The 18,438-nt window shown below is 70.9% G+C and carries 18 protein-coding genes and 1 pseudogene; 9 read left to right on the forward strand and 10 right to left on the reverse strand.

Features of this window, described 5'->3' with window-relative positions; genetic code table 11:
• Positions 1–637 precede the first annotated feature (637 nt).
• Complete coding sequence (locus tag ABZW30_RS33820; protein WP_355675057.1) at positions 638–1,948, reverse strand: M14 family zinc carboxypeptidase; 1,311 nt, start codon at positions 1,946–1,948, stop codon at positions 638–640.
• Positions 1,949–3,092: 1,144 nt separating this feature from the next.
• On the opposite strand from ABZW30_RS33820, the gene nthB reads away from it, so the two are divergent.
• Genes nthB through ABZW30_RS33835 form a run of 3 tightly spaced genes read left to right on the forward strand, consistent with a single transcriptional unit; the run spans position 3,093 to position 4,719 of the window.
• Entirely contained in the window at positions 3,093–3,764 is a 672-nt protein-coding gene (gene nthB, locus ABZW30_RS33825) for a nitrile hydratase subunit beta (RefSeq protein ID WP_355675058.1), read from the forward strand.
• A complete protein-coding gene (nthA, locus tag ABZW30_RS33830; RefSeq protein ID WP_355675059.1) occupies positions 3,761–4,360 on the forward strand; it encodes a nitrile hydratase subunit alpha in 600 nt (199 codons plus the stop codon). The genes nthB and nthA overlap by 4 nt, the downstream gene beginning before the upstream one ends.
• Positions 4,357–4,719: a nitrile hydratase accessory protein gene (locus tag ABZW30_RS33835; protein ID WP_355675060.1), complete on the forward strand. Its 363-nt coding sequence runs from the start codon at positions 4,357–4,359 to the stop codon at positions 4,717–4,719. The genes nthA and ABZW30_RS33835 overlap by 4 nt, the downstream gene beginning before the upstream one ends.
• A gap of 163 nt (positions 4,720–4,882) precedes the next feature.
• Here ABZW30_RS33835 and ABZW30_RS33840 read toward each other — a convergent pair whose 3' ends face one another.
• Positions 4,883–6,361, reverse strand: coding sequence for a cytosine permease (locus ABZW30_RS33840; RefSeq protein ID WP_355675061.1), 1,479 nt, complete (start codon positions 6,359–6,361; stop codon positions 4,883–4,885).
• A gap of 396 nt (positions 6,362–6,757) precedes the next feature.
• Here ABZW30_RS33840 and ABZW30_RS33845 point away from each other — a divergent pair, with 396 nt between their 5' ends.
• Positions 6,758–7,396 carry an MBL fold metallo-hydrolase gene (locus tag ABZW30_RS33845; RefSeq protein ID WP_355675062.1) on the forward strand — a complete coding sequence of 213 codons (639 nt, stop codon included), beginning with the start codon at positions 6,758–6,760 and terminating at the stop codon, positions 7,394–7,396.
• A gap of 118 nt (positions 7,397–7,514) precedes the next feature.
• Here ABZW30_RS33845 and ABZW30_RS33850 read toward each other — a convergent pair whose 3' ends face one another.
• Positions 7,515–8,051 carry a recombinase family protein gene (locus ABZW30_RS33850; protein ID WP_355675063.1) on the reverse strand — a complete coding sequence of 179 codons (537 nt, stop codon included), beginning with the start codon at positions 8,049–8,051 and terminating at the stop codon, positions 7,515–7,517.
• Positions 8,052–8,137: 86 nt separating this feature from the next.
• A complete protein-coding gene (locus tag ABZW30_RS33855; protein WP_355675064.1) occupies positions 8,138–9,127 on the reverse strand; it encodes an alpha/beta hydrolase in 990 nt (329 codons plus the stop codon).
• Positions 9,128–9,306: 179 nt separating this feature from the next.
• Between ABZW30_RS33855 and ABZW30_RS33860 the strand changes: the two genes are divergently transcribed.
• The 3 genes from ABZW30_RS33860 to ABZW30_RS33870 all read left to right on the forward strand — a co-directional run bounded on the left by ABZW30_RS33860 (position 9,307) and on the right by ABZW30_RS33870 (position 11,837).
• The gene (locus ABZW30_RS33860; protein ID WP_355675104.1) at positions 9,307–9,879 is read left to right on the forward strand and encodes a helix-turn-helix transcriptional regulator; all 573 of its coding nucleotides are present in this window, start codon (positions 9,307–9,309) and stop codon (positions 9,877–9,879) included.
• A gap of 183 nt (positions 9,880–10,062) precedes the next feature.
• Positions 10,063–11,313 carry a S1 family peptidase gene (locus tag ABZW30_RS33865; protein ID WP_355675065.1) on the forward strand — a complete coding sequence of 417 codons (1,251 nt, stop codon included), beginning with the start codon at positions 10,063–10,065 and terminating at the stop codon, positions 11,311–11,313.
• Between the two features lie 23 nt (positions 11,314–11,336).
• A complete protein-coding gene (locus ABZW30_RS33870) occupies positions 11,337–11,837 on the forward strand; it encodes a hypothetical protein (protein WP_355675066.1) in 501 nt (166 codons plus the stop codon).
• A 212-nt stretch (positions 11,838–12,049) separates the two neighbouring features.
• Here ABZW30_RS33870 and ABZW30_RS33875 read toward each other — a convergent pair whose 3' ends face one another.
• A complete protein-coding gene (locus ABZW30_RS33875) occupies positions 12,050–12,184 on the reverse strand; it encodes a hypothetical protein (RefSeq protein ID WP_355675067.1) in 135 nt (44 codons plus the stop codon).
• A 457-nt stretch (positions 12,185–12,641) separates the two neighbouring features.
• On the opposite strand from ABZW30_RS33875, the pseudogene ABZW30_RS33880 reads away from it, so the two are divergent.
• Positions 12,642–12,785: pseudogene (locus ABZW30_RS33880) on the forward strand (helix-turn-helix domain-containing protein); the annotation flags it as partial.
• Positions 12,786–12,855: 70 nt separating this feature from the next.
• On the opposite strand, the gene ABZW30_RS33885 reads toward ABZW30_RS33880, so the two are convergent.
• Positions 12,856–13,443 carry a TetR/AcrR family transcriptional regulator gene (locus tag ABZW30_RS33885; RefSeq protein WP_355675068.1) on the reverse strand — a complete coding sequence of 196 codons (588 nt, stop codon included), beginning with the start codon at positions 13,441–13,443 and terminating at the stop codon, positions 12,856–12,858.
• A gap of 133 nt (positions 13,444–13,576) precedes the next feature.
• Between ABZW30_RS33885 and ABZW30_RS33890 the strand changes: the two genes are divergently transcribed.
• Complete coding sequence (locus ABZW30_RS33890; protein ID WP_355675069.1) at positions 13,577–14,224, forward strand: peroxiredoxin-like family protein; 648 nt, start codon at positions 13,577–13,579, stop codon at positions 14,222–14,224.
• A 351-nt stretch (positions 14,225–14,575) separates the two neighbouring features.
• On the opposite strand, the gene ABZW30_RS33895 is transcribed toward ABZW30_RS33890, so the two are convergent.
• From ABZW30_RS33895 to ABZW30_RS33910, 4 genes are all read right to left on the reverse strand, one after another.
• A complete protein-coding gene (locus ABZW30_RS33895) occupies positions 14,576–15,076 on the reverse strand; it encodes a hypothetical protein (RefSeq protein WP_355675070.1) in 501 nt (166 codons plus the stop codon).
• 342 nt (positions 15,077–15,418) lie between these two features.
• Entirely contained in the window at positions 15,419–15,943 is a 525-nt protein-coding gene (locus ABZW30_RS33900) for an ATP-binding protein (protein ID WP_355675071.1), read from the reverse strand.
• A gap of 387 nt (positions 15,944–16,330) precedes the next feature.
• Positions 16,331–17,581 (reverse strand): HAMP domain-containing sensor histidine kinase, encoded by a 1,251-nt coding sequence (locus ABZW30_RS33905; protein ID WP_355675072.1) that lies wholly within the window; start codon positions 17,579–17,581, stop codon positions 16,331–16,333.
• Positions 17,581–18,255, reverse strand: coding sequence for a response regulator transcription factor (locus ABZW30_RS33910; RefSeq protein WP_355675073.1), 675 nt, complete (start codon positions 18,253–18,255; stop codon positions 17,581–17,583). The genes ABZW30_RS33905 and ABZW30_RS33910 overlap by 1 nt, the downstream gene beginning before the upstream one ends.
• Between the last annotated feature and the right edge of the window lie 183 nt (positions 18,256–18,438).

Genomic DNA, 18,438 nt, shown 5'->3' on the forward strand with positions numbered 1-18,438 from the left:
CACAACGGTGGGCTCGCGGGGTCTGGGTTCGCGGGAAACCGACTGTTCCTCTCGCCGTCTGCCCGCCTTTCGGTTTCCCGGGTGCGGCGACGTCGGGGCGGCGGAGGGGGGAACGGAATGCGTAAGGGCAATTGCTTGAGATTGTGGCCTGGACGGCGGAGTGCCTGCGAAGCCGGCTGGTTCTCTTGGGACGGAGAGTTCTCTGTGCGCGGAGATTGAGGCGGTCGACGCTCTGAGGTGAGGAAGCGTGACACGATGTCTGGTGTTGCCTGGCAGGTCAGCAGGTCGGTCCGGCAGCTGCTGACATCTGGGCCGCTCGGCATGGCCAAGAAGTTGCAAAGGCGTTACATCGCTGCACATCAGGAAGTGTCCTCCCCGCACCTGCGGGGGTCAGCCGCAGCCGACCGCGAGGACGTCCGCGAGCTCGAGCGCACGGACTCCTGGATGAACAACTTCGGCGAGCTCCGCCGTTGCCCGTGACGGGATGCGGCCGCCAACTCGACGTGATCGGTGCCCGCCCCGGCCCGGCCGACCCCGCTCTGCCCGTCCTGCCCGTCCTGCCCGTCCTGCCAGTCCTGCGCGCCGAAGGACGCTGCCCGCGAGCAGGTGGTGCAGGTCGTGGACGGGGGGCCGGTGACTACCGGGTCAGGGAGACGGCCGCCAACGCCGCGCAGGCCTGCACCGCCACCAGGCGGCGAAGCTGAACCGGCGTGGCGCGCAGCTCCCGCTCGCAGCGCCGGGCGCGTTCGAACAGCAGCCTCTCCAGCCGCGCGCGGGCGGCCAGGACGGCCCGGTCGGGCGGCGCCTCGCACACGGACCGCAGCGCCATCCCGGCCGAGCGCAGCGTCAGCATGACGCGGGAGTAGTGCGCCTCCGCGAGTTCGGCGCCGGTCACGATGGCGGGGTCGGCGGCGCGCTGGTGCCAGGAGCGGGCGACGGTCGCGGTGATCGCCACGGTGTCGGCGGCCGCCCGCGCGTGCGCGTCGTCCAGACGTCCGGCCTGCTCCATCAGCCGCTGTACTTCGGTGGCCTCATCTGTCACTGCCTCGGCCAGGACGGCGAGCGCGACGGGTGGGGAGTCCTCGAAGGCGGTGGCGGTGTGCCAGCGGGGGACCTCCGGTAGCAGGGTGAGTGTGCCGTGCCGGGCGGAGTAGTGGCTCAGATGCGTGCCGAAGGCCGGGGCCCGCAGTTCGTGGTCGCGGATCACCAACTCCTCGACCCGCTGCATCTGGAACACCCCGGGGCCGAGCACCGGCCAGCCGACGACATCGCCCGGCGCCGCCTCGGCGACCGGGAGGCCCTGCCGTTCGGCGAGGGCCGCCAACTGCCCCGCCAGGCCCGGCACCTCGTGGCTGGCGATGAAGAACGGGGAGCCGAACTCGGCGTTGTGCAGGCTGACGGCGACGGCCGGCTCCAGCTCGTCCACCAGCGCGGCCAGCGCCTCGTTCTCCGGCAGGCCGAACCGGTGTTCACCGCCCCGCCACGGAACAGGGAACGTCCATTCGGGCTGCTCCACCATCGCCGGACGGTGGAAATGCCGGTGCTGGGTGTGCAGGTCGAGCACGCTGCTCGTCCACTCCGAATTCAAGGCCGCGCCGTCCGGGTCCACGCACGGCAGAAAATGCCACGAAACGCCCTCGCGCAGCTCGGACCGCTCGACCGCCAGGTCCGCCAGGAACGCGATCGTCGCGTACCCGACCGGCTCGTTCGGGTGCGGCCCGCCAATCACCAGCACCGAGCGCCGCACCGACCCGACCGACAGCACCTGCAGCGCCCGCCCCCCACGTGACATGCCGATCCGTCGCATCCGACACAGCCCCGGCTCCCGCCGGGCCAGATCGCGCAGCCGCCCCGTCACCTCGTCCACCGAGGGCACCAGCTCCCCGTCCGACACCAGATCCGCCCAGCCGGCCAGCCGCTCATCCAGAGCGGAAAGGACACCAGGCACAACGAACACCCCTCCTGAAATCGGCTCCCTGCCGGACCTCATGAGCATCCTGCCCGACCCCGGCGGCTGGCGATGGAAGCTGCTGCGGCCGCTCGACGGCACCCTGACGACGGACCAGGTCATCCGGATCACGGAAGCCGAGCACCCGGACGTCCCGGCCGCCAAGGGTGAGCGCCTGCTCACCGACCCGGCCCAGGCCGGGCACATCCAGGACACCGTCACCGACGGCTCGCCCGCCGACAAGCCATGGACGCGCTCGACGACGGCGCACCCCGGCGCGTGTCGCGCTACCGGCTGGTCAGCCCGAGCGACACCTGACGGGCCACGGCGCCGCCCGAGTTCCGCAGTCGGTGAGGCACGCGCCGCATTGACTGCGGAACCCGTGGTCATCGTGGACTGGGGGTGCCGGAGGAGCCGTCGGGGAGGGCCTTGTCCCTGGGGTCCTTATGGTGGCCGGGAGACACGGTCGGCGATGGCTTGGGGGCGGCGTTCTGCCCGTTCTGTCCGTCCTTGCCGTCCTTGCCGTTCTGCCCCTCCCTGCCTTCCCTGCCTTCCCTGCCTTCCCTGCCTTCCCTTCCGTCCTTCCCGTCCTTGCCGTCCTTCCCCTCCCTGCCTTGTAGGCCAGCGGGGCCGGGCGGGCCAGGGGGGCCGGGCGGACCGGAGGGGCCGGGCACGACGTGCTCTGGCTGCGGATATCCGATGTGCTGCACCTGCAGATCGTCGATCTGCATTTGCTGGGAGATGAGCGCAGCCGACTGCACGACGAGCGCGGCGATCAGTGATCCGCGGAGCAAGAAATGACGCCACGGCCTTCGTGGAATTTCCTTTACGATGCTCACATGATCCCTCACGTTGTGCGACGGCAGCAGTGTAGGTGACGAGGCGTCGAATTCGGCGGATCTCCTCGCCGAGGTTTGTTCCGCGGCGGAACCGGCTGCGCGGTGTCGTCCGACGGGGGAGCGGGTTCGCCGGGTCGGTGACGGATGGTCGGCGGGTCAGCGGGGGCCACTCTTCTCGCGCGGGCCGCGGGCCGGTACCTGCCGCCGGTCGGGTTCCTGCGTGGCCGATGCCGCGACACCGAGAACGCCCCGCTTACAATTCCGGTGAATATGTCGACCATTGCAGATATGTGAGAGATTATGTGATGAATGGCATTGCAGATATGGGAGGGACCCGGGGACGGGGTTCCGTTCATCCGCCGAGACGCGATGAACCCGTCTTCGAGGAGCCCTGGCAGGGCAAGGCATTCGCGCTTGCGCTCCTCTCCGGCCGCGTCGCGTGCGGCGGCATCAACACGGACGCCTTCCGGCACGCGCTTGAGCGCCTGGACCGCGCCGCCTACCTGGACGACGGCTACTACGGGCGCTGGCTCAACGCCGGGGAGCTGCTGCTCACCGACAGCGCCATCCTGGCGCCGGGCGCGGTCGACGCCCGCGCCCGCAACCTGCGCGGCGAACACGCGGAGGAACCGCCGATCCCGAAGTCCGCCCGGCCCGACTACCGGCCGACCGCCGAGGGCTCGCTGCGCACCGTGGGTGCCGCCCCGGCCTTCGCCGTCGGCGAGCGCGTGCGCGCCAAGGACGTCTCGCCGCCCGGGCACACCCGGCTGCCGGGCTACCTGCGGGACCGTACCGGCACCGTCGAGCTCATCCAGCCCGCCGCGGTGCTGCCGGACACCAACGCGCACTTCCTGGGCGAGAACCCGCAGCACGTCTACTCGGTGCGGTTCGACTCGCACGAGCTGTGGGGCGCCGACGCCGAACCCTTCGCGCTCACCGCAGAGCTGTACGAGAGCTATCTGGAGACAACCTCGTGACCACCACCAGCGGACCGGGCGAGAGGCTTCCCGCGGCGCTGCGGACCGAGGCGCTCGAGCAACTGCTCACCGAGCGGGGCCTGATCGACCCGAAGGCGATGGACGAGATCATCACCACCTACGAGACCAACGTGGGCCCGCTCAACGGGGCCAGGGTCGTCGCCAGGGCGTGGACCGACCCGCAGTACCGGCGGCGGCTGCTCGAGGACGGCACCGCCGCCGTCAAGGAGCTGGGCTTCTCGGGGCCGCAGGGCGAGCACATCGTCGTCGTGGAGAACACCGCGACCACCCACAACGTGGTGGTCTGCACGCTGTGCTCGTGCTACCCGTGGCCGGTGCTCGGCCTGCCGCCGAGCTGGTACAAGGACCCCGCCTACCGTGCGCGGATCGTCAGAGAGCCGCGCGCGGTGCTGTCCGAGATGGGACTCGAACTCTCCGACGACGTGCGGATCACCGTCCGGGACTCCACCAGCGAGGTGCGCTGGCTGGTGCTGCCCGAACGTCCGGCCGGCACCGGGCGCCTGTCCGAGGAGGAGCTCGTGCCGCTGGTGACGAGGGACGCGATGGTGGGCGTGGCGAAGGTCAAGGCCCCATGAGCGCGCCGCTGGACATCGAGGGCCCGACCGCACCGCCCCGCTCCAACGGCGAGCTGGTGTTCGCCGAGCCGTGGCAGAGCCGTGCCTTCGGCATGGCCGTCGGTCTGCATGAGGCGGGTGCGTTCACCTGGCCGCGATTCCAGGCCGCGCTGATCGCCCGGATCGCCGCCTGGGAGAGCGCGTCGGCACGGGAGGAGCCCTACCACTACTACCTGCTCTGGCTGGGTGCCCTGGAGGACGTGCTCATCGACCTGCGCGTCGTGTCCACGGACGAGGTCACCGCACGCACCGAGGCCCTGGCACAACGCCCCGCGGGCCACGACCACCGTCACGACCACGACCATCCCCACTCACACTGACGTGATCGGCGCGTCCGTCCAGCCGACCGTCACCTGCGCTCGGTGCGGCACGCCCGGTGCCTGACCGCGACATCGAAACCGGACCGCCCGGACGCCGGCTCAGCTGAGCCGGCGCCAGGACGGTCCGGGGGTGTTCGGGCGCGCGGAGGTTCGCGTCGTGCGGTCAGACGGTGATCCGTTCGGTCCGCTCCGCCTGGAGGTCGGCGGGCTGCTCGGCGGCGGCGGAGGTGTTCTCCCGGGGCGCGGGGAGCACGGCCGTGATCACGCCGGAGATCACGATGGTCGCCGCCCAGGCGAGCCCGTACCTGCCGACGGGAGTGCCGGAGAGCGGGCCGGCGAACCAGTCGCACTTGGTGAAGGCGAGCCCGATCAGCAGCGCGAGCACCCAGGACACCATCGCCTGCCAGCAGAAGCCGCCCGTGTACCAGTACCGGCTGCTCGGGGTGGTGTCCATCAGCGCGGCGGCGTCGTAGCGCACCGCACGCGACCGGCGCCGGAACATGTCCACCGCGTAGACGCCGATCCAGGCAGAGAAGGAGACGGCGAGCAGGATCAGGAAGGTGATGAAGGAGCCCAGGAAGCTCTTGGCGACCAGCATCAGCAGCAGGCCGCCGACCAGCGAGATCACGGCGTTGATGCTGACGGCCAGGGCGCGCGGCAGCCTGACGCCCATGGTCTGCGCGGTGAAGCCGGCCGAGTACATGGAGAGGCTGTTGATCAGCAGCATGCCCACGATCGCGGTCAGCAGGTAGGGCACGGCCAGCCAGGTCGGCAGCAGGTCACCGAGGAAGGAGACCGGGTCCGCGGCCTGTGCCAGGCCGGGCGACGCCACCGCCATCACGGCACCCATCAGCACCATCGGCACCATCACCAGGCCGGCACCGGAGACCGTCACACCGACGATCTTCCTGCCGGAGGCGGCGTGCGGCAGGTAGCGGGCGAAGTCCGGGCCGGTGGGGACCCAGCTGATGCCACCGGCGGCGATGGTCCCGATGCCGGCGATCATCATCGCGGTGGTCCCCGCGGGCTTGGAGAAGACCTCGCTCCAGTGCATGGTGGCGACCAGGTAGCCCAGCACCAGCACGCTGAAGACGCCGAAGAGGTACGTCGACCAGGTGTTGCAGACGTTCAGCGCCTTCCGGCCCATGCCGGAGACCAGGAAGGTGCAGGCGACGAAGGCGAAGAGCGTGATCACGATCAGCGCGGTGTTGCTCTTGACGCCGAGGAGAAGGTCAAGGACGGTCAGCACGGCGTAGGCACCGGTGACGGCGTTGATCGTCTCCCAGCCGAACCGGGCGATCCAGAGGATCGCGCCGGGGAAGAGGTTCCCGCGCACCCCGAAGGTGGCCCGTGAGAGGGTCGCGCCCGGCGCCCCGCCCCACTTCCCGGAGACCGACAGCACGCCGACCATGCCGAACGAGACGAGCGCGGCGCACGCGGCGACGATCAGGACCTGCCAGAAGTTCAACTGGTTGAACACCACCAGGGCGGCACCCATGGTGAGGAGCAGGACGCTGATGTTCGCCGCGACCCAGGTCGGGAAGAGCTCGCGGACTCTGCCCCCGCGCTCGTGGTCGGGGACGGGTTCGATACCGCGTGTCTCTATCGCGCCGTCGGTGTCGGCGGCGGACGGGTTGTCCATGAAGGTGGCTCCGTGCGTGTGAAGCGGGAGATAAATCGGTCAAATGGAATATCTATGGAACTCTTCGCGCGTAGCGCGGGAGTTAGGTCATCCTACCTTTGTCCTCTTCGGCTCCGGACTCAGCCCGGCGCCGAAGAGGAGGACGCTGACCGCACGGGCGAGGGCGACGCCGGAACCGAGCGCAATCGTCGCCGAGTGGCACGACGGCCAGTTGACCGTCCATGACTCCGTTCCTCCTGTGAGTACTCCAGCTGTAGATCTCGATCTCGTTGGCGAAAGCCGGCATGGGGACAGGTGAGGCCGCCGTCGATCTCGTGAGTGTCGCGGACTGGCCATGAGACGGTGGCCCAGCGCATATCCGCGATGCCGGTAGGCTCCTGACGGTAGATTGATCGGATGCGTCTGACGAAGTACGGCCATGCCTGTGTACGCCTCGAGGACGACGATCGGGTGCTCGTGATCGACCCGGGCACATTTTCTGAAACGGAAGCCCTGTCCGGCGCCACCGCCGTGCTCATCACCCACGAGCACGAGGACCACATCGACGTCGGCAAGCTCGCCGCAGCCCGGGAGAGCAATCCCGCGCTGACCGTTCACACCCATGCCGCCCTCGCCGCGGCCCTCGGCAACGGCGCGACCGCCGTCGCAGCGGGAGACACCTTCACCGCGGCCGGGTTCACCGTGCGCGCCGTCGGCGGTTTGCACGCCGAGATCATCGACGGCCTGCCCGGCTGCCCCAACATCGGCTTCATCGTCGACGGCGTCTACCACCCCGGGGACTCCCTGTTCGTCCCCGCCGAACCGGTTGACACACTGCTCGTGCCGGCGTCCGGTCCATGGCTGAAGCTCCGTGAAGCCATCGAATTCGTCCGCGCCGTACGACCGGCTCGGGCGTTTCCCATCCACGACGCGAACCTCAGTGACATCGGGATGGAGAACTTCGACGGATGGCTGACGGGGGAACACGGGACCGACTACGCCCGCATCCCGCTGGGCGAGTCGGTCGACCTCGAGGAGCCCGGCTCCCGGCCGTGATCCCCGCCTTCCGGACGCGTTCTTCCTGCGGTGCCGGTGTGCCGGTGCGTCGGGCTCGGGCTGGGTGATGTCATCCCCCGATTGAGGCCGACCCGTCGACCGAGGCGGCCACCGTTGATCATCGTGAGTCGTGTCGACAAACGAAGATCAGCCGGCGGCCGCGAGCCGGAGTGCAGCCCCTGCCCGGTGGCAGTCGGTATTCGAGCGCCTGATGGTGCGGATGGCCGGCCGGTTCGCGCCTCCTGCAGCGACGTGACGAACCGCACTGCCTCGGGCGGTACGGCCGCCGGGGCCTCGGCCAGGGTGTCGACCCTTGGGCGAGCGCGGCCTGGTCGTCGGTGAGCCCGGGCCGGCGCCCGTCGACCGGTCCGCGGGCCCGGGCGGAGGCGAGCCCGTCGTTCGTATCCGCCACGATCAGTCCTCGCTGAAGCTCGGCGAGCACTGACGGCATCCCGGACATCGCCCGGCCCTCCGTGGTGGCGGTGTCGATGCCCTGCTCGATGACGTGCGGGCCGACGCCGCGCTCGCGTAGTTCGGCGCCGAGGTCACCAGGCGCAGTACGGAGAGGGAGAGCTGGACGAGCCCGGTTACCTTCACGGTGTCGCCCTCGCGCAGCGGTTGCATGATGAGGTCGAGCTTCGGGCAGCGGTTGCATGACGAGGTCGAGCTTCGGGCGCTGTCCTCGGGTGTGCCGACCGGGGTTGTCCTGCGACGGGGCCCGGCCGCGGCACGCCCGACGATTCAGTCCGGGAGGGAGGCGAGCCAGGCTGTCAGCAGGCGGTTGACCTCCTCGGGACGCTCCTGCTGGATCCAGTGCCCGCAGCCGTCCAGGATGTGGGTGGAGGTCAGGCCGGGGAGGGTGGCCGGGTAGGCGTCGATCGCGTCGGCCATCCAGGTCGTGGAGGCGTCCAGGGCGCCGCCGATGAACAGGGACGGCTGCTTGATCGGGGCGCCGCCGTACTGGCCGAGGTCCTCCCAGTCGCGGTCCATGTTGCGGTAGCGGTTGAGGGCCCCGGTCATGCCGGTGCGCTCGAACTCCCCGGTGTACACGTCGAGATCGTCCTCGGTCAGCCAGGCGGGCAGCTTGCCGCCGGGGAAGCGGTCGCGCAGCCGGCCGCCGGCGCGGGCCACGAAGTGCGGGTCGGGCTCGCCGTGGGCGGGCATGGTGTCGGCGGACAGGGCCGCGTAGAAGCCCGCGAGCCAGCCCCGGAGGTCGGGCTCCATCTCCGCCTCGGCCCGGCCGGGCTCCTGGAAGTACGAGACGTAGAACTCCTGGTCGCCGCCCATCTGCGCGAAGACGTCGGTGGGGCGGGGGCCGCCGGGCGGTGCGTAGGGGACGCTCAGCAGTCCGACGGCGCGGAAGACGTCGGGGTGGAGCAGGGCGGAGGCCGCCGCGATGTTGGAGCCCCAGTCGTGCCCGACGACCACCGCCCTCTCCTCGCCCAGGGCGCGCACCAGGGCGACGTTGTCCTCCACCAGGTCGAGCATCCGGTAGGCGTCCGTCGCGGCCGGCTTGGAGGAGCGGCCGTAGCCGCGCACGTCGAGCGCCACGGCCCGGTACCCCGCAGCCGCGAGGGCCGGGAGCTGGCGGCGCCAGGAGTACCAGGACTCGGGGAAGCCGTGGACGAGCAGGACCAGCGGTCCGGTGCCCTGCTCGACCAGGTGCAGGCGCCCGGCGGGTGCCTCGATGGTGCGGTGGCGTAGGTCGGCGGACGGCGCGGGCTGGTGCATCGCTTCTCCTCGGTTCACAGGCGGCTGCGGTTACCCACCGATCATGCGGCGCGGCGGCCGCCCGACGCGAACATCCTTGCCATTCTGGCAAACTGGCAGGACAAGGCGGTGGACGCGGCACGGCCGGAGGGAGCGGGGCGACGGTGACGGACGACGGCACAGCCGACACGCTGGCGGCCATGGGCCCCCGGCTGCGGACCGCGCGCGAGCAGCGCGGCGCCACACTCACCGGCGTCAGCCGCGCGACCGGCATCTCGCTGAGCACGCTGTCGCGGATCGAGACCGGCCGGCGCAAGCCGACCCTGGAGGTGCTGCTGCGGCTCGCGAAGGCGTACGACACCTCCCTGGACGACCTGGCCGGCACCGCACCCGTCGCCGCGGCCGGACCACGCACCCCGATGCCGCAGCGTCCCGGCGACGACAAGGCGGTGCTGCCGCTGACCCGGTACGTGGGGGGCCTGCACGTCCACAAGCACGTCCTGCCCGCCGTCGACGCGCCGCCGGCGCGGCCGCGGCAGGTCTCCCACGACGGGTACGAATGGCTGTGCGTCCTGTACGGGCGGCTGTGGCTGGCGCTCGGCGAGCAGGACCTCGTCCTGAGCGCCGGGGACGTCGCCGAGTTCGGCACCCGCACCGCCCACGGAGTCGCGAACGCCGGACCCGGCGGACCGGTCGAATACCTGATCATGTTCGGACCGCAGGGAGAACGCCTACGACCGCGCACCCCAGCCCTCGGCCACGGGGCCCGGTAGTGCGGAGCACGGCGTCCTGGGACCACGGCGGCCACTTCGATCCCGTCCACGAGGCGGGAAACCCGGCCAGGTGCCGGCGGCGGCAACCGGCCGACGCTGCGCCACCCCCGTGTCGTCGCCCGTGCGGGTGACAGGGTGGCCGTGTGCTGGCGGCGGCGGCCCGCGCCGTGGGGTACTGGGCGGGTGCGTATCAGGAGGACGGCTCTCGTCGGGGCCGCCATGCTCGCCCTGCTCACGGCGGTGCCCGCCCACGCGGCCTCGACGCCGACGGCGCGCGGTGCCCACGGCCCGGACGGCGTCATGGATCCCGAGGTGCTCAGACGTCAGGCTACGCTCGACCGGCTCGTCGAGGCCGTCACCGGGGTGCCCGAGCAGCACCGCGCGACGGTGCCCGGCTACGCCGGGCACACCATCGACCCGCAGCAGGGCCTCCTGACGCTGTACTGGCACGGCGACGTGCCCGAGCGCGTCGCCGGCCTCCTGGAGCACACCCCGCCGGGGATCACCGCGACCGTCCTGCAGGCGCCCTACACCCTGCTGCAGCTGCGCGAAGCGCGGGACCGGCTCGTCGAGGCCGCCGTACGCGGAGACGCGGGCGCGGTGTGGAACGCGGCCGGGCCCGCTGCGGACGGTACCGGGCTGATCGTCAACTACACCCCCGACAGCGCCCGCCGGCACCGAGTGCCCACCGGAGAGCAGGTCGCCGCGCACGCCGCCGAGCTCGCCGGTGTCCCGGTCAACGCCGGACCCGCGGCCGCCCCGGCGGCCACCGCGACCCGCCACAGCGACGTCAGCCCCTGGAGCGCCGGCGCCGAACTCATCGCACCCGGCAACGCCTTCTGCACCTCGGGATTCGGTGCCTGGCGCGGTAAGACCGCCGTCCTGCTCACCGCCGCCCACTGCGGGACCTCCGGCACGTACAAGACCGGCAGCGGCGTCGAGATCGGCAGGGCCGCCGACGCCGACACCGGGCTCGACATCACTGTGATCGACATCCACGGCACACCAAGCGGTCGCTTCTACGACGGAGCGTGGGACAACGGGTCCGGCTACTCCAAGCGCGTCTTCGGCGCCGGGCACAACAGCGTCGGCGGCCTGGTGTGCGACAGCGGCGCGATGAGCGGAGTGCACTGCGGGTTGAAGATCACCAAAACGGACTTCGCCGCCAACGTCGACGACGTCTGGCACACCGACATGGACAGCGCCGTGCGCACCGACGACAAGACCATCAGCGTGGCTCAGGGAGACAGCGGCGGGCCGGTCTTCGCCAGCATCAACGGCGGTGAGGACATGCAGGCCAGAGGCATCATGGTCGCCGGCGGCGGCAACAAGGTCGTCTGCGGCCCGGTGGCGGACAGGACCACCTGCTACGACACCGTCCTGTTCACCCCGATCGCGCCGGTCATCGACAAGTTCGGCCTCTCGATCGCCTGACACCGTGAAAGGAGGGCACACCCGTGGACGTCGCACTCACCGGCCGGCTCCTGGCCACCCTCTCGGTCCTGGCCGTCGCGTGCGGCGCGGCCGCCGCCAATCAGGCCGCCCCGCCCCGAGGGCAGGCGCTGGCCGACCTCCAGCACGCCATCCACCAGGCCGGCGTCGGCCCGGCCACCTGGCACGTGGACACCGTCTCGGCCCACCCGGGCGACACCGTGCAGACCGTCGAGGTGATCGGCGACCTCAGCGAAGCCCGCCACATCCTCGACCAGCGCTTCCCCGGCCGGACCCGGGTCGTCCGCGGGCACGTCACCTCCGACCTCGTCCGGCGGCGCGGCCACGACTACCCCCTCGAAGGCGAACTCCAGGCCCTGAACCAGCCCGACTTCCAGGTCTTCAAGACCGGCAGCGCGCCGGACGGCCGCACCACCGTCGGCGTCGTCGGCGATCTCACCGCAGCCCGCGCCTACCTCGACGCCCACTACCCCGGTCGCACGATCGTCCACGGCAACACCCTCTGACCGGAGGGCCTGGACCTGCCGGCTCGCCCGAAGAGGATCTGGACGTCGGGGAATCGGCGGAACAGGTTGCCGATGCCGTCGCCGCGGATGGCGGTGGCGTCGTGCACGCGTCCCGGGCGGAAGTCGCCCGCCCACAGGGTGCGTGTGGAGGGTCACGTATCGGGGCTGGCGGTGATGGCGCCGAGCACGACGGCCGAGCACGGGGGCTCGGATCAGTGCCGGCCGAGGCCTCGACTGTCGAGATAGTCGACCAGTGCGGCCTCCTTCCGGAGCAACTGGTCGCGGTCGTCGGCAGGTAGCGAGGCAAGGACGTCGACCAGGACGCGCTTGCGAGGAATGTAGACCATGTTGCCCGAGTAGATCCGGCACCCCGAGCACCAGGCAAACCCGATGCAACGCTCGAAGCTGGAGGACTCGGGCGGATGGAAACGGTACTGGTAGGAGCGGACAGGCTCGTGGCACACGAGGCAGATCCAGCGGTCACCGTCGCGGACGGACCAGCCGTTTCCCCTCTTGCGCCAGGACTTCCGGCCAGCCGGTGCTCTTCAAGTTGCCATGCGCTCATTCTGCCTTGGGGCTGCGTCCAACGGACGACCGATTGCACTGGCTGTCCATGAGGCAGGTACATCAGTCACGACCGTTCGTGATCGCGGTTCCGGTGGCGCTCCGTCAGTCCGGCACGGAAAGTGATCCAGAACCTGAAGTGCGGGCCACGGACGGCGGATCAAAAGCGGGCCGCTCGCGGATCTCTTGATCCTCCTGACTTCACTGGACCGGAGTCAGGAGGAAGCGAGGGTGATCCACGTGGAGGACCGGGCCGAGATCCGTCGGCTGCACCGGAGCGAGGGGCTGTCGGCCCGGGCGGTGGTCCGGCGGCTGGGGATCTCCCGAAGTACGGTGCTGCGGGTGCTGGCGTCGGACCGGCCGCCGGTCTACCAGCGGGCGCCTGCACCGGGCGGCAGCGGCTCCACGATGCCGAGGAGCGGGATGAGGCGTCATCCGGCGGTGGTGCCGCGCGTCAGGCCCCGAACAGGGCGAGGGTGTCGGTGACGGTTCGCAGCAGGCTGTCCGCGTCGGCGCCGTTACGGGAGCGGAGGTTGACGCCGTAGGTGAGCAGGGCCAGGGTTTCAGCGGCGGCGCCGGTGGCCAGGTGCGGGGACAACTGGCCGTCGCGGCGGGCGACGTCGAGGGCGGTGTGCAGCGCGTCGCGGAGTTGGCGGTGGTGGTCGTCGAGCAGCGCCCGAACGTCCGGGTCGTGGTGTTCGGTGCCCAGATGGGCGTTGACGACCATGCAGCCCCAGCCCGCGTGCTCGCCCGAGCATCGGACCGCGATCAGCCCGCCGAAGAAGTCCCGCACGGCGGGCAGGCCCCGGCCGTCGTCGGCGAGTTGACGGAAGGCCGGCTGCGCGCGGTGTCGCAGGTAGCGGCGCAACGCGGCGCGGTAGAGCTGCTGCTTGCCGCCGAAGGTGGCGTAGAGGCTGGAGCGGTTCAGCCCGGTCGCGGCGACGACGTCCTGGATCGACGCCTCGGCCGCGCCGTGCTGCCAGAACAGCCGCTCGGCGCGCTCCAGCGCCAGCTCCGGGTCGAAGTGCTTGATGTCGGGCATGGCGGACCGCTCCCGGGTACTTGAAATGGTTGTTCCAAGATAGTCCTTGACAGTGAATCTGACGATCCATCATCCTGGAACGACTGGTTCAAGTTCAGCGACCCAGATCCCACCCCGAGAAAGGGCGACCCCTGTGAGCCTTCACGACCAGCTGCGCGCCGTGCACGAGAACCGGAGTCAGTCGATCCCGGCGGAGGCCATCGAGGTCATGGACCGTAACGGGCGCGAGCTCGCCGCCTCTGGCCTCGCGGAGCGCGCGCTCGGCGTGGGCGCCCCGGCTCCGCGGTTCACGCTGCCCGCGGCCACCGGGCAGTGCGTCGCGCTGGACGGGCTGCTGGCCGACGGGCCGGTCGTGCTGACCTTCTACCGTGGTGCCTGGTGCCCCTTCTGCAACCTCGCGCTGCGCGCCCTCCAGGAGCAGCACGACGCGATCACCGCCCGTGGCGCCCGTCTGGTGGCCGTCTCGCCGCAGATCCCCGACGAGTCCCTGACCCTGGCCGAGAAGGAGCAGCTGGCCTTCGACGTGCTCAGCGACATCGGCTCCGAGGTCGCGGCGTGGTTCGGCATCGCCTTCGACCTCTCCGACGAACTGGGCACCCTCTACGACCAGTTGGGCTTCGACCTGAAGCGCGTCAACGCCGGCCACTCGCGCACGCTGCCGCTGCCCGCGACCTTCGTCATCGACCGCACCGGCACCATCCGCTGGGCCTTCGTCCAGACCGACTACACCCTGCGCGCCGAGCCCGCTGACATCCTGGCCGCCCTGGACGCGCTCGACTGAGGGGCGCGGCCGCGGCCAGGGCGCGTATCTGGCCGTGATCAAGCGGTGGCCGCCTATGACGCGGATGATCCACGCGGTCCGCTGTTTGCTCCGGTCACCGTGGCGCAGGTTGAGGACGTCGAGCGCAGGTTGGGGCTTCGGAGCTGGAACCTACACGCGGGCGGGCAGAGACGGCCCGGAGCGCACCCGCACCGCGGCCCTTGCGCTGCGCGGCCCCGGGCAGGCAGCCGCCTGGCCCGCGGTGCGCCGCAACCGGTTCTGACGGACCGCGCTCGCCCAAAGGCGTCGACCTCGGCCGCCCTGGTCATCTGGCTCCGCACATGATCAGTCGGACCGTCCGGGGCCTCGTCGTCAGCGACCCGGAAGGCCCCGTGCACGGCCGGCGAGCCAGGCGGCGACACGCTGCTTTTCCTCGCGGTTCGCATAGGGGCTGTCACGACGCGTGATCCACTCCAGGTGGCGCAGGATGTTCTCCGAGCGGTCCGGGTGGCGCACCACGAGCACGTCAATGCCGGTCTCGCCCGTCGAGGCACAGACGTACACGCTGCCGTCCAGGGACATCATGGCGAAGCCCGGGTGGCCCGAGTGCACGCCGAGGAACGCCGATGCCGCGCCTCGGCCCATGACATCCCAGTGGTCCAGGAGCCGGACCCGGGTCCAGAACACCGGTGCACGATAGCCGTGCCGGCGCTGCAGGACGGCGAGGTGTGAACGGGTGCCCTGCGGAAGCTGCACGAGGAACTCGCGCCGATCGTCGAAGAGGCCCGAGGAGACCGCGAGGTCGTACCAGTCCGCATTGAGCCGCTCGACCAGCTGCGGGGTGTCGTACCGGCGGGAGAAGCCGTCGGTCACGTCTTCGGCACCGTATCCGCGGACGAAGGGCATCGTGCCCTCTGGTACGGCGTCCGGTATGACCTCAAGGCCGGCCCGCCGTAGCGGCCGGTACACCTTGCGATCACGTTCCCGGATACCCATCGCCCCATGTTCTACCAGGGGCCAACAACCCCCCGCCTGCCATTTTCCTCCACCTCCACGTGATCGGCCGGGCAGCTCCCGGCCGGCCAGGCTGTACGCCGACGGTGCATCGGGTGACGTTCAGGGGGTGTGCTCTGGCTGACGGCGTTGCAGCCTTGTTCGCGAGTTGGGGAGAGCGGGCGTACATGCCGCAGACATTCGGCTCGGGCGACGCGGACCTCAACCCTTGACGGCCTCTGCGATCTGCAGGGCGGCCTGGGCGGGCGTGAGGTGCGTGGTGTCGACGACCTCGGCCTCGGCGTGCAGCCAGGTGCGGGCCGCCTCGGCGTAGGGTTCGAGGTACTTGAGGCGGAACCAGGAGTTGGGGCCGACGACGGTGTCCCCTGCGATGCGCCCGCGGAGGGTCTCCTGGTCGGCATGGAGGACGAAGTGCCGTACCGGAATGGCGTGTTGGGCGAGGCCCGTGCTGATCTCGCGCCAGTACCGCTCGACCAGGACCGTCATCGGCATCACCAGAGTCCCTCCGGTGTAGTCGAGCACGCGGCGGGCGGTCTCGACCACGAGCGGCCGCCACGGCGGCCAGTGCTGGAAGTTGTCCGTCTCGGGTAGCCCCGGCGTGATGTCCATGAGCGTCTCGCCGACCTTCTCGGCGTCGAACACCCGTGAATTCGCGATCAGTTGCTGCACGAGTGCACTGGTCGTCGTCTTGCCTGCGCCGTGGGTGCCGTTGAGCCATACGATCATGGGACCCCACGCTAGCGCTCTGCGGGCCGCGGGAAGTACGTTGCCAAAGATTTCAGGGTAGTTGGCAGGCTGTACGCGAGGCTTCGAACCGGGTGGTGTTCAGTCGTACGTGGTGCCTGGTCCGGGGTGGTGTTGCCTCGACGGGGCGGGAGACTCTGCCGTGGTCCGCAGGGGAGAGAGTCCCGGGACCTGGTCAGCGTCGTGTGCGGCGGACGAGCTGTTCGTTCCGCCGAAGCCGCGGCCGCCGAGCGGAGTGGCGTGGCGCCCGGTAACGCCGCTGCTGACCTCGCCTCATCCCGGCGTAGGCCGCTGACCTGCGTCGGGGGGTCTCGGCACCCCTGCCTACGTGGCGTGAGATGACCCAGCGGCGAGCCTTGCCGGGTTGTGTCAGCTGCTGGTGTGCGGGGGTAGCAGGAGTTCTGCGAGCAGGCCGCCGCCGGAGGCGGGGGAGAGTCGGGCGGTGCCGTTGTGGAGTTCGGCGACCCAGCGGACGATGGCGAGGCCCGTGCCGGTTCCCTTGCTGTCGGATCCGGTGACGCTGCGGTCGAAGACCCGTGTACGGTCCTCGGCCGGTACGCCGGGGCCGTGGTCTCGTACGGCGACGCGGCCGGGGGTGACGCTCACGTCGACCGGGGGACCGCCGCCGTGCCGCAGCGCGTTCTCGACGAGGTTGCGGACCGCTTGGGCGAGCAGTTCTGGGTCGCCGTTGACGATGGTGGCTTCGGTGGTGACGGTGACGCCGGTGCTGTCCGGTAGTTCCTCGATGGTCTGTTCGACCAGCTGGTCGAGTCGCAGCAGGGTGAGCTCGATCTCCTGGGTGCCGGCCTCGACGCGGGCCCGGGCCAGCAGGCCGGTGACCAGTCGGCCCAGGCGGTCGATGAGGCGGACCGCTTCGTCGAGGGCGGCGGGTGCCCGGGTGGGGGAGGTGCTGCCGCTTTCGACCACCAGGCGCAGGGTGGCCAGCGGGGTGCGGAGCTCGTGCGCGGCTTCGGCGAGGAACTGTTCCTGCTGGTCGAGTCCGCGCAGCGCGGGTCGCATGGCCCGTCCGGACAGGAGGTGTCCGATGGCGGCGGCGGCCAGCACCAGGGCCGCGCAGCCCAGGGTGAGCCAGCGGACGAGGCGGTCGTGGGCGGCCTGGCTCTGTGCGGGGTCGGCTCCGACCAGCACGGCGGCGCCGATCCTGTCGCCGTCCCAGACGGGGGCGGCGGCCCATTGGATTTTCCGGCCGCCGGCCTCGGCGGCGACGAAGACGGTCTCCTGGTCGTGCTCGACCTGTTTCCAGATGTCGTCCAGCCCGGCCTGGTCGGGAAGAGCGGCGCGCGCGGTGGGCGCGTGACGGATCTGGGGCCGGCCGGGCGCGGGTGCCTGAATGACGGCGAGCCGCTGCGCGCTCAGGGCCAGGTCGTCCTCCGCCAGGGCGTCGAGGTGCAGGACACCCTGGTCGTAGTAGAGCGTGCGGGCGAGGCCGTCGGCCCGCCGGCTGACGTCGTTGTCGAGATCGCTCGTCCGGGACCGGGCGTCGGTGCGCACAGCCAGGACGGAGAGGACCAGCAGACACAGGGCGGTGGTGGCGGCGAAGAGCAGGGTCGTTGCCCACCGGACGCGGTGCAGGCGTGCGACTGCGGGACTGGGCGGCATCACAGGTCCGTGGCGGGGTCGGCGAGCTGGTAGCCGACGCCGCGGACGGTCAGGATGAGCTCGGGCGGGCCCAGTTTGCGGCGCAGCTGACCTATGAGGACGTCGACGACGTTGGAGAGCGGTTCGGTCTGCTCGTCCCAGCAGCGTTCGATGAGTTCGGTGCGGGTGACCACCTCTCCGGCGCGCAGCATCAGGACTTCCAGGACCGCGAACTCCTTGGCGGTGAGGGTGAGCAGTACACCGTCGCGCCGCACTCTGCGGCGCGGCAGGTCGAGCTCCAGGCCGCCGACGCGCAGTTCCGGCAGTCGCGCGGGCTGACCGCGACGGCACAGGGTGCGGACGCGGGCGTTGAGCTCGGCGAAGGCGAAGGGTTTGACGAGGTAGTCGTCGGCGCCGTGCTCGAACCCGGCCACGCGGTCGCTGACCGCGTCGAGGGCGGTGAGCAGCAGCACGGGCAGGGTGGAGCCGGCCTTGCGTTGGGCGGACAGGAGCGTGAGCGCGTCCCCGTCGGGCAGGGTGCGGTCGGCGACCATGCAGTCGTAGGTGTTGACTGCGAGCTTGAAGTCGGCGTCGGCGAGATCGGTGGCGAAGTCGACGGCGAAGCCGGCCTCACGCAGACCGCGGGTGATCACGGGGCCGAGTTCGGGGTCGTCCTCGAGGACAAGTACACGCATGGCGGGCGAGCCTAGTGGATCGAAAAGAACGCGAACGCCGGGGTAGTCATGATTGGGGCGTTATGCCGGGACATGGGCAGCCCTGAGGCCGTGGGAGTCCCGCGCTCGCCCGGCTCACAGCCGGGCCGGGCACTGATGAGCCGCGCCCGCTGCCGCCGTGGCGGGGCAGAGGCGAAGGAACTT

Source organism: Kitasatospora sp. NPDC004669, assembly GCF_040609455.1.
In the GTDB taxonomy this organism is placed as follows: Bacteria; Actinomycetota; Actinomycetes; order Streptomycetales; family Streptomycetaceae; genus Kitasatospora.

What these genes read in the sequence shown, in the direction of transcription:
- nthB (WP_355675058.1), top strand. Translation starts at nt 3,093, where the DNA reads ATGAATGGCATTGCAGATATGGGAGGGACCCGGGGACGGGGTTCCGTT.
- ABZW30_RS33835 (WP_355675060.1), top strand. Translation starts at nt 4,357, where the DNA reads ATGAGCGCGCCGCTGGACATCGAGGGCCCGACCGCACCGCCCCGCTCC.
- ABZW30_RS33840 (WP_355675061.1), bottom strand. Translation starts at nt 6,361, where the DNA reads ATGGACAACCCGTCCGCCGCCGACACCGACGGCGCGATAGAGACACGC.
- ABZW30_RS33845 (WP_355675062.1), top strand. Translation starts at nt 6,758, where the DNA reads ATGCGTCTGACGAAGTACGGCCATGCCTGTGTACGCCTCGAGGACGAC.
- ABZW30_RS33850 (WP_355675063.1), bottom strand. Translation starts at nt 8,051, where the DNA reads ATGCAACCGCTGCCCGAAGCTCGACCTCATCATGCAACCGCTGCGCGA.
- ABZW30_RS33855 (WP_355675064.1), bottom strand. Translation starts at nt 9,127, where the DNA reads ATGCACCAGCCCGCGCCGTCCGCCGACCTACGCCACCGCACCATCGAG.
- ABZW30_RS33860 (WP_355675104.1), top strand. Translation starts at nt 9,307, where the DNA reads ATGGGCCCCCGGCTGCGGACCGCGCGCGAGCAGCGCGGCGCCACACTC.
- ABZW30_RS33875 (WP_355675067.1), bottom strand. Translation starts at nt 12,184, where the DNA reads ATGGTCTACATTCCTCGCAAGCGCGTCCTGGTCGACGTCCTTGCCTCG.
- ABZW30_RS33885 (WP_355675068.1), bottom strand. Translation starts at nt 13,443, where the DNA reads ATGCCCGACATCAAGCACTTCGACCCGGAGCTGGCGCTGGAGCGCGCC.
- ABZW30_RS33900 (WP_355675071.1), bottom strand. Translation starts at nt 15,943, where the DNA reads ATGATCGTATGGCTCAACGGCACCCACGGCGCAGGCAAGACGACGACC.
- ABZW30_RS33905 (WP_355675072.1), bottom strand. Translation starts at nt 17,581, where the DNA reads ATGCCGCCCAGTCCCGCAGTCGCACGCCTGCACCGCGTCCGGTGGGCA.
- ABZW30_RS33910 (WP_355675073.1), bottom strand. Translation starts at nt 18,255, where the DNA reads ATGCGTGTACTTGTCCTCGAGGACGACCCCGAACTCGGCCCCGTGATC.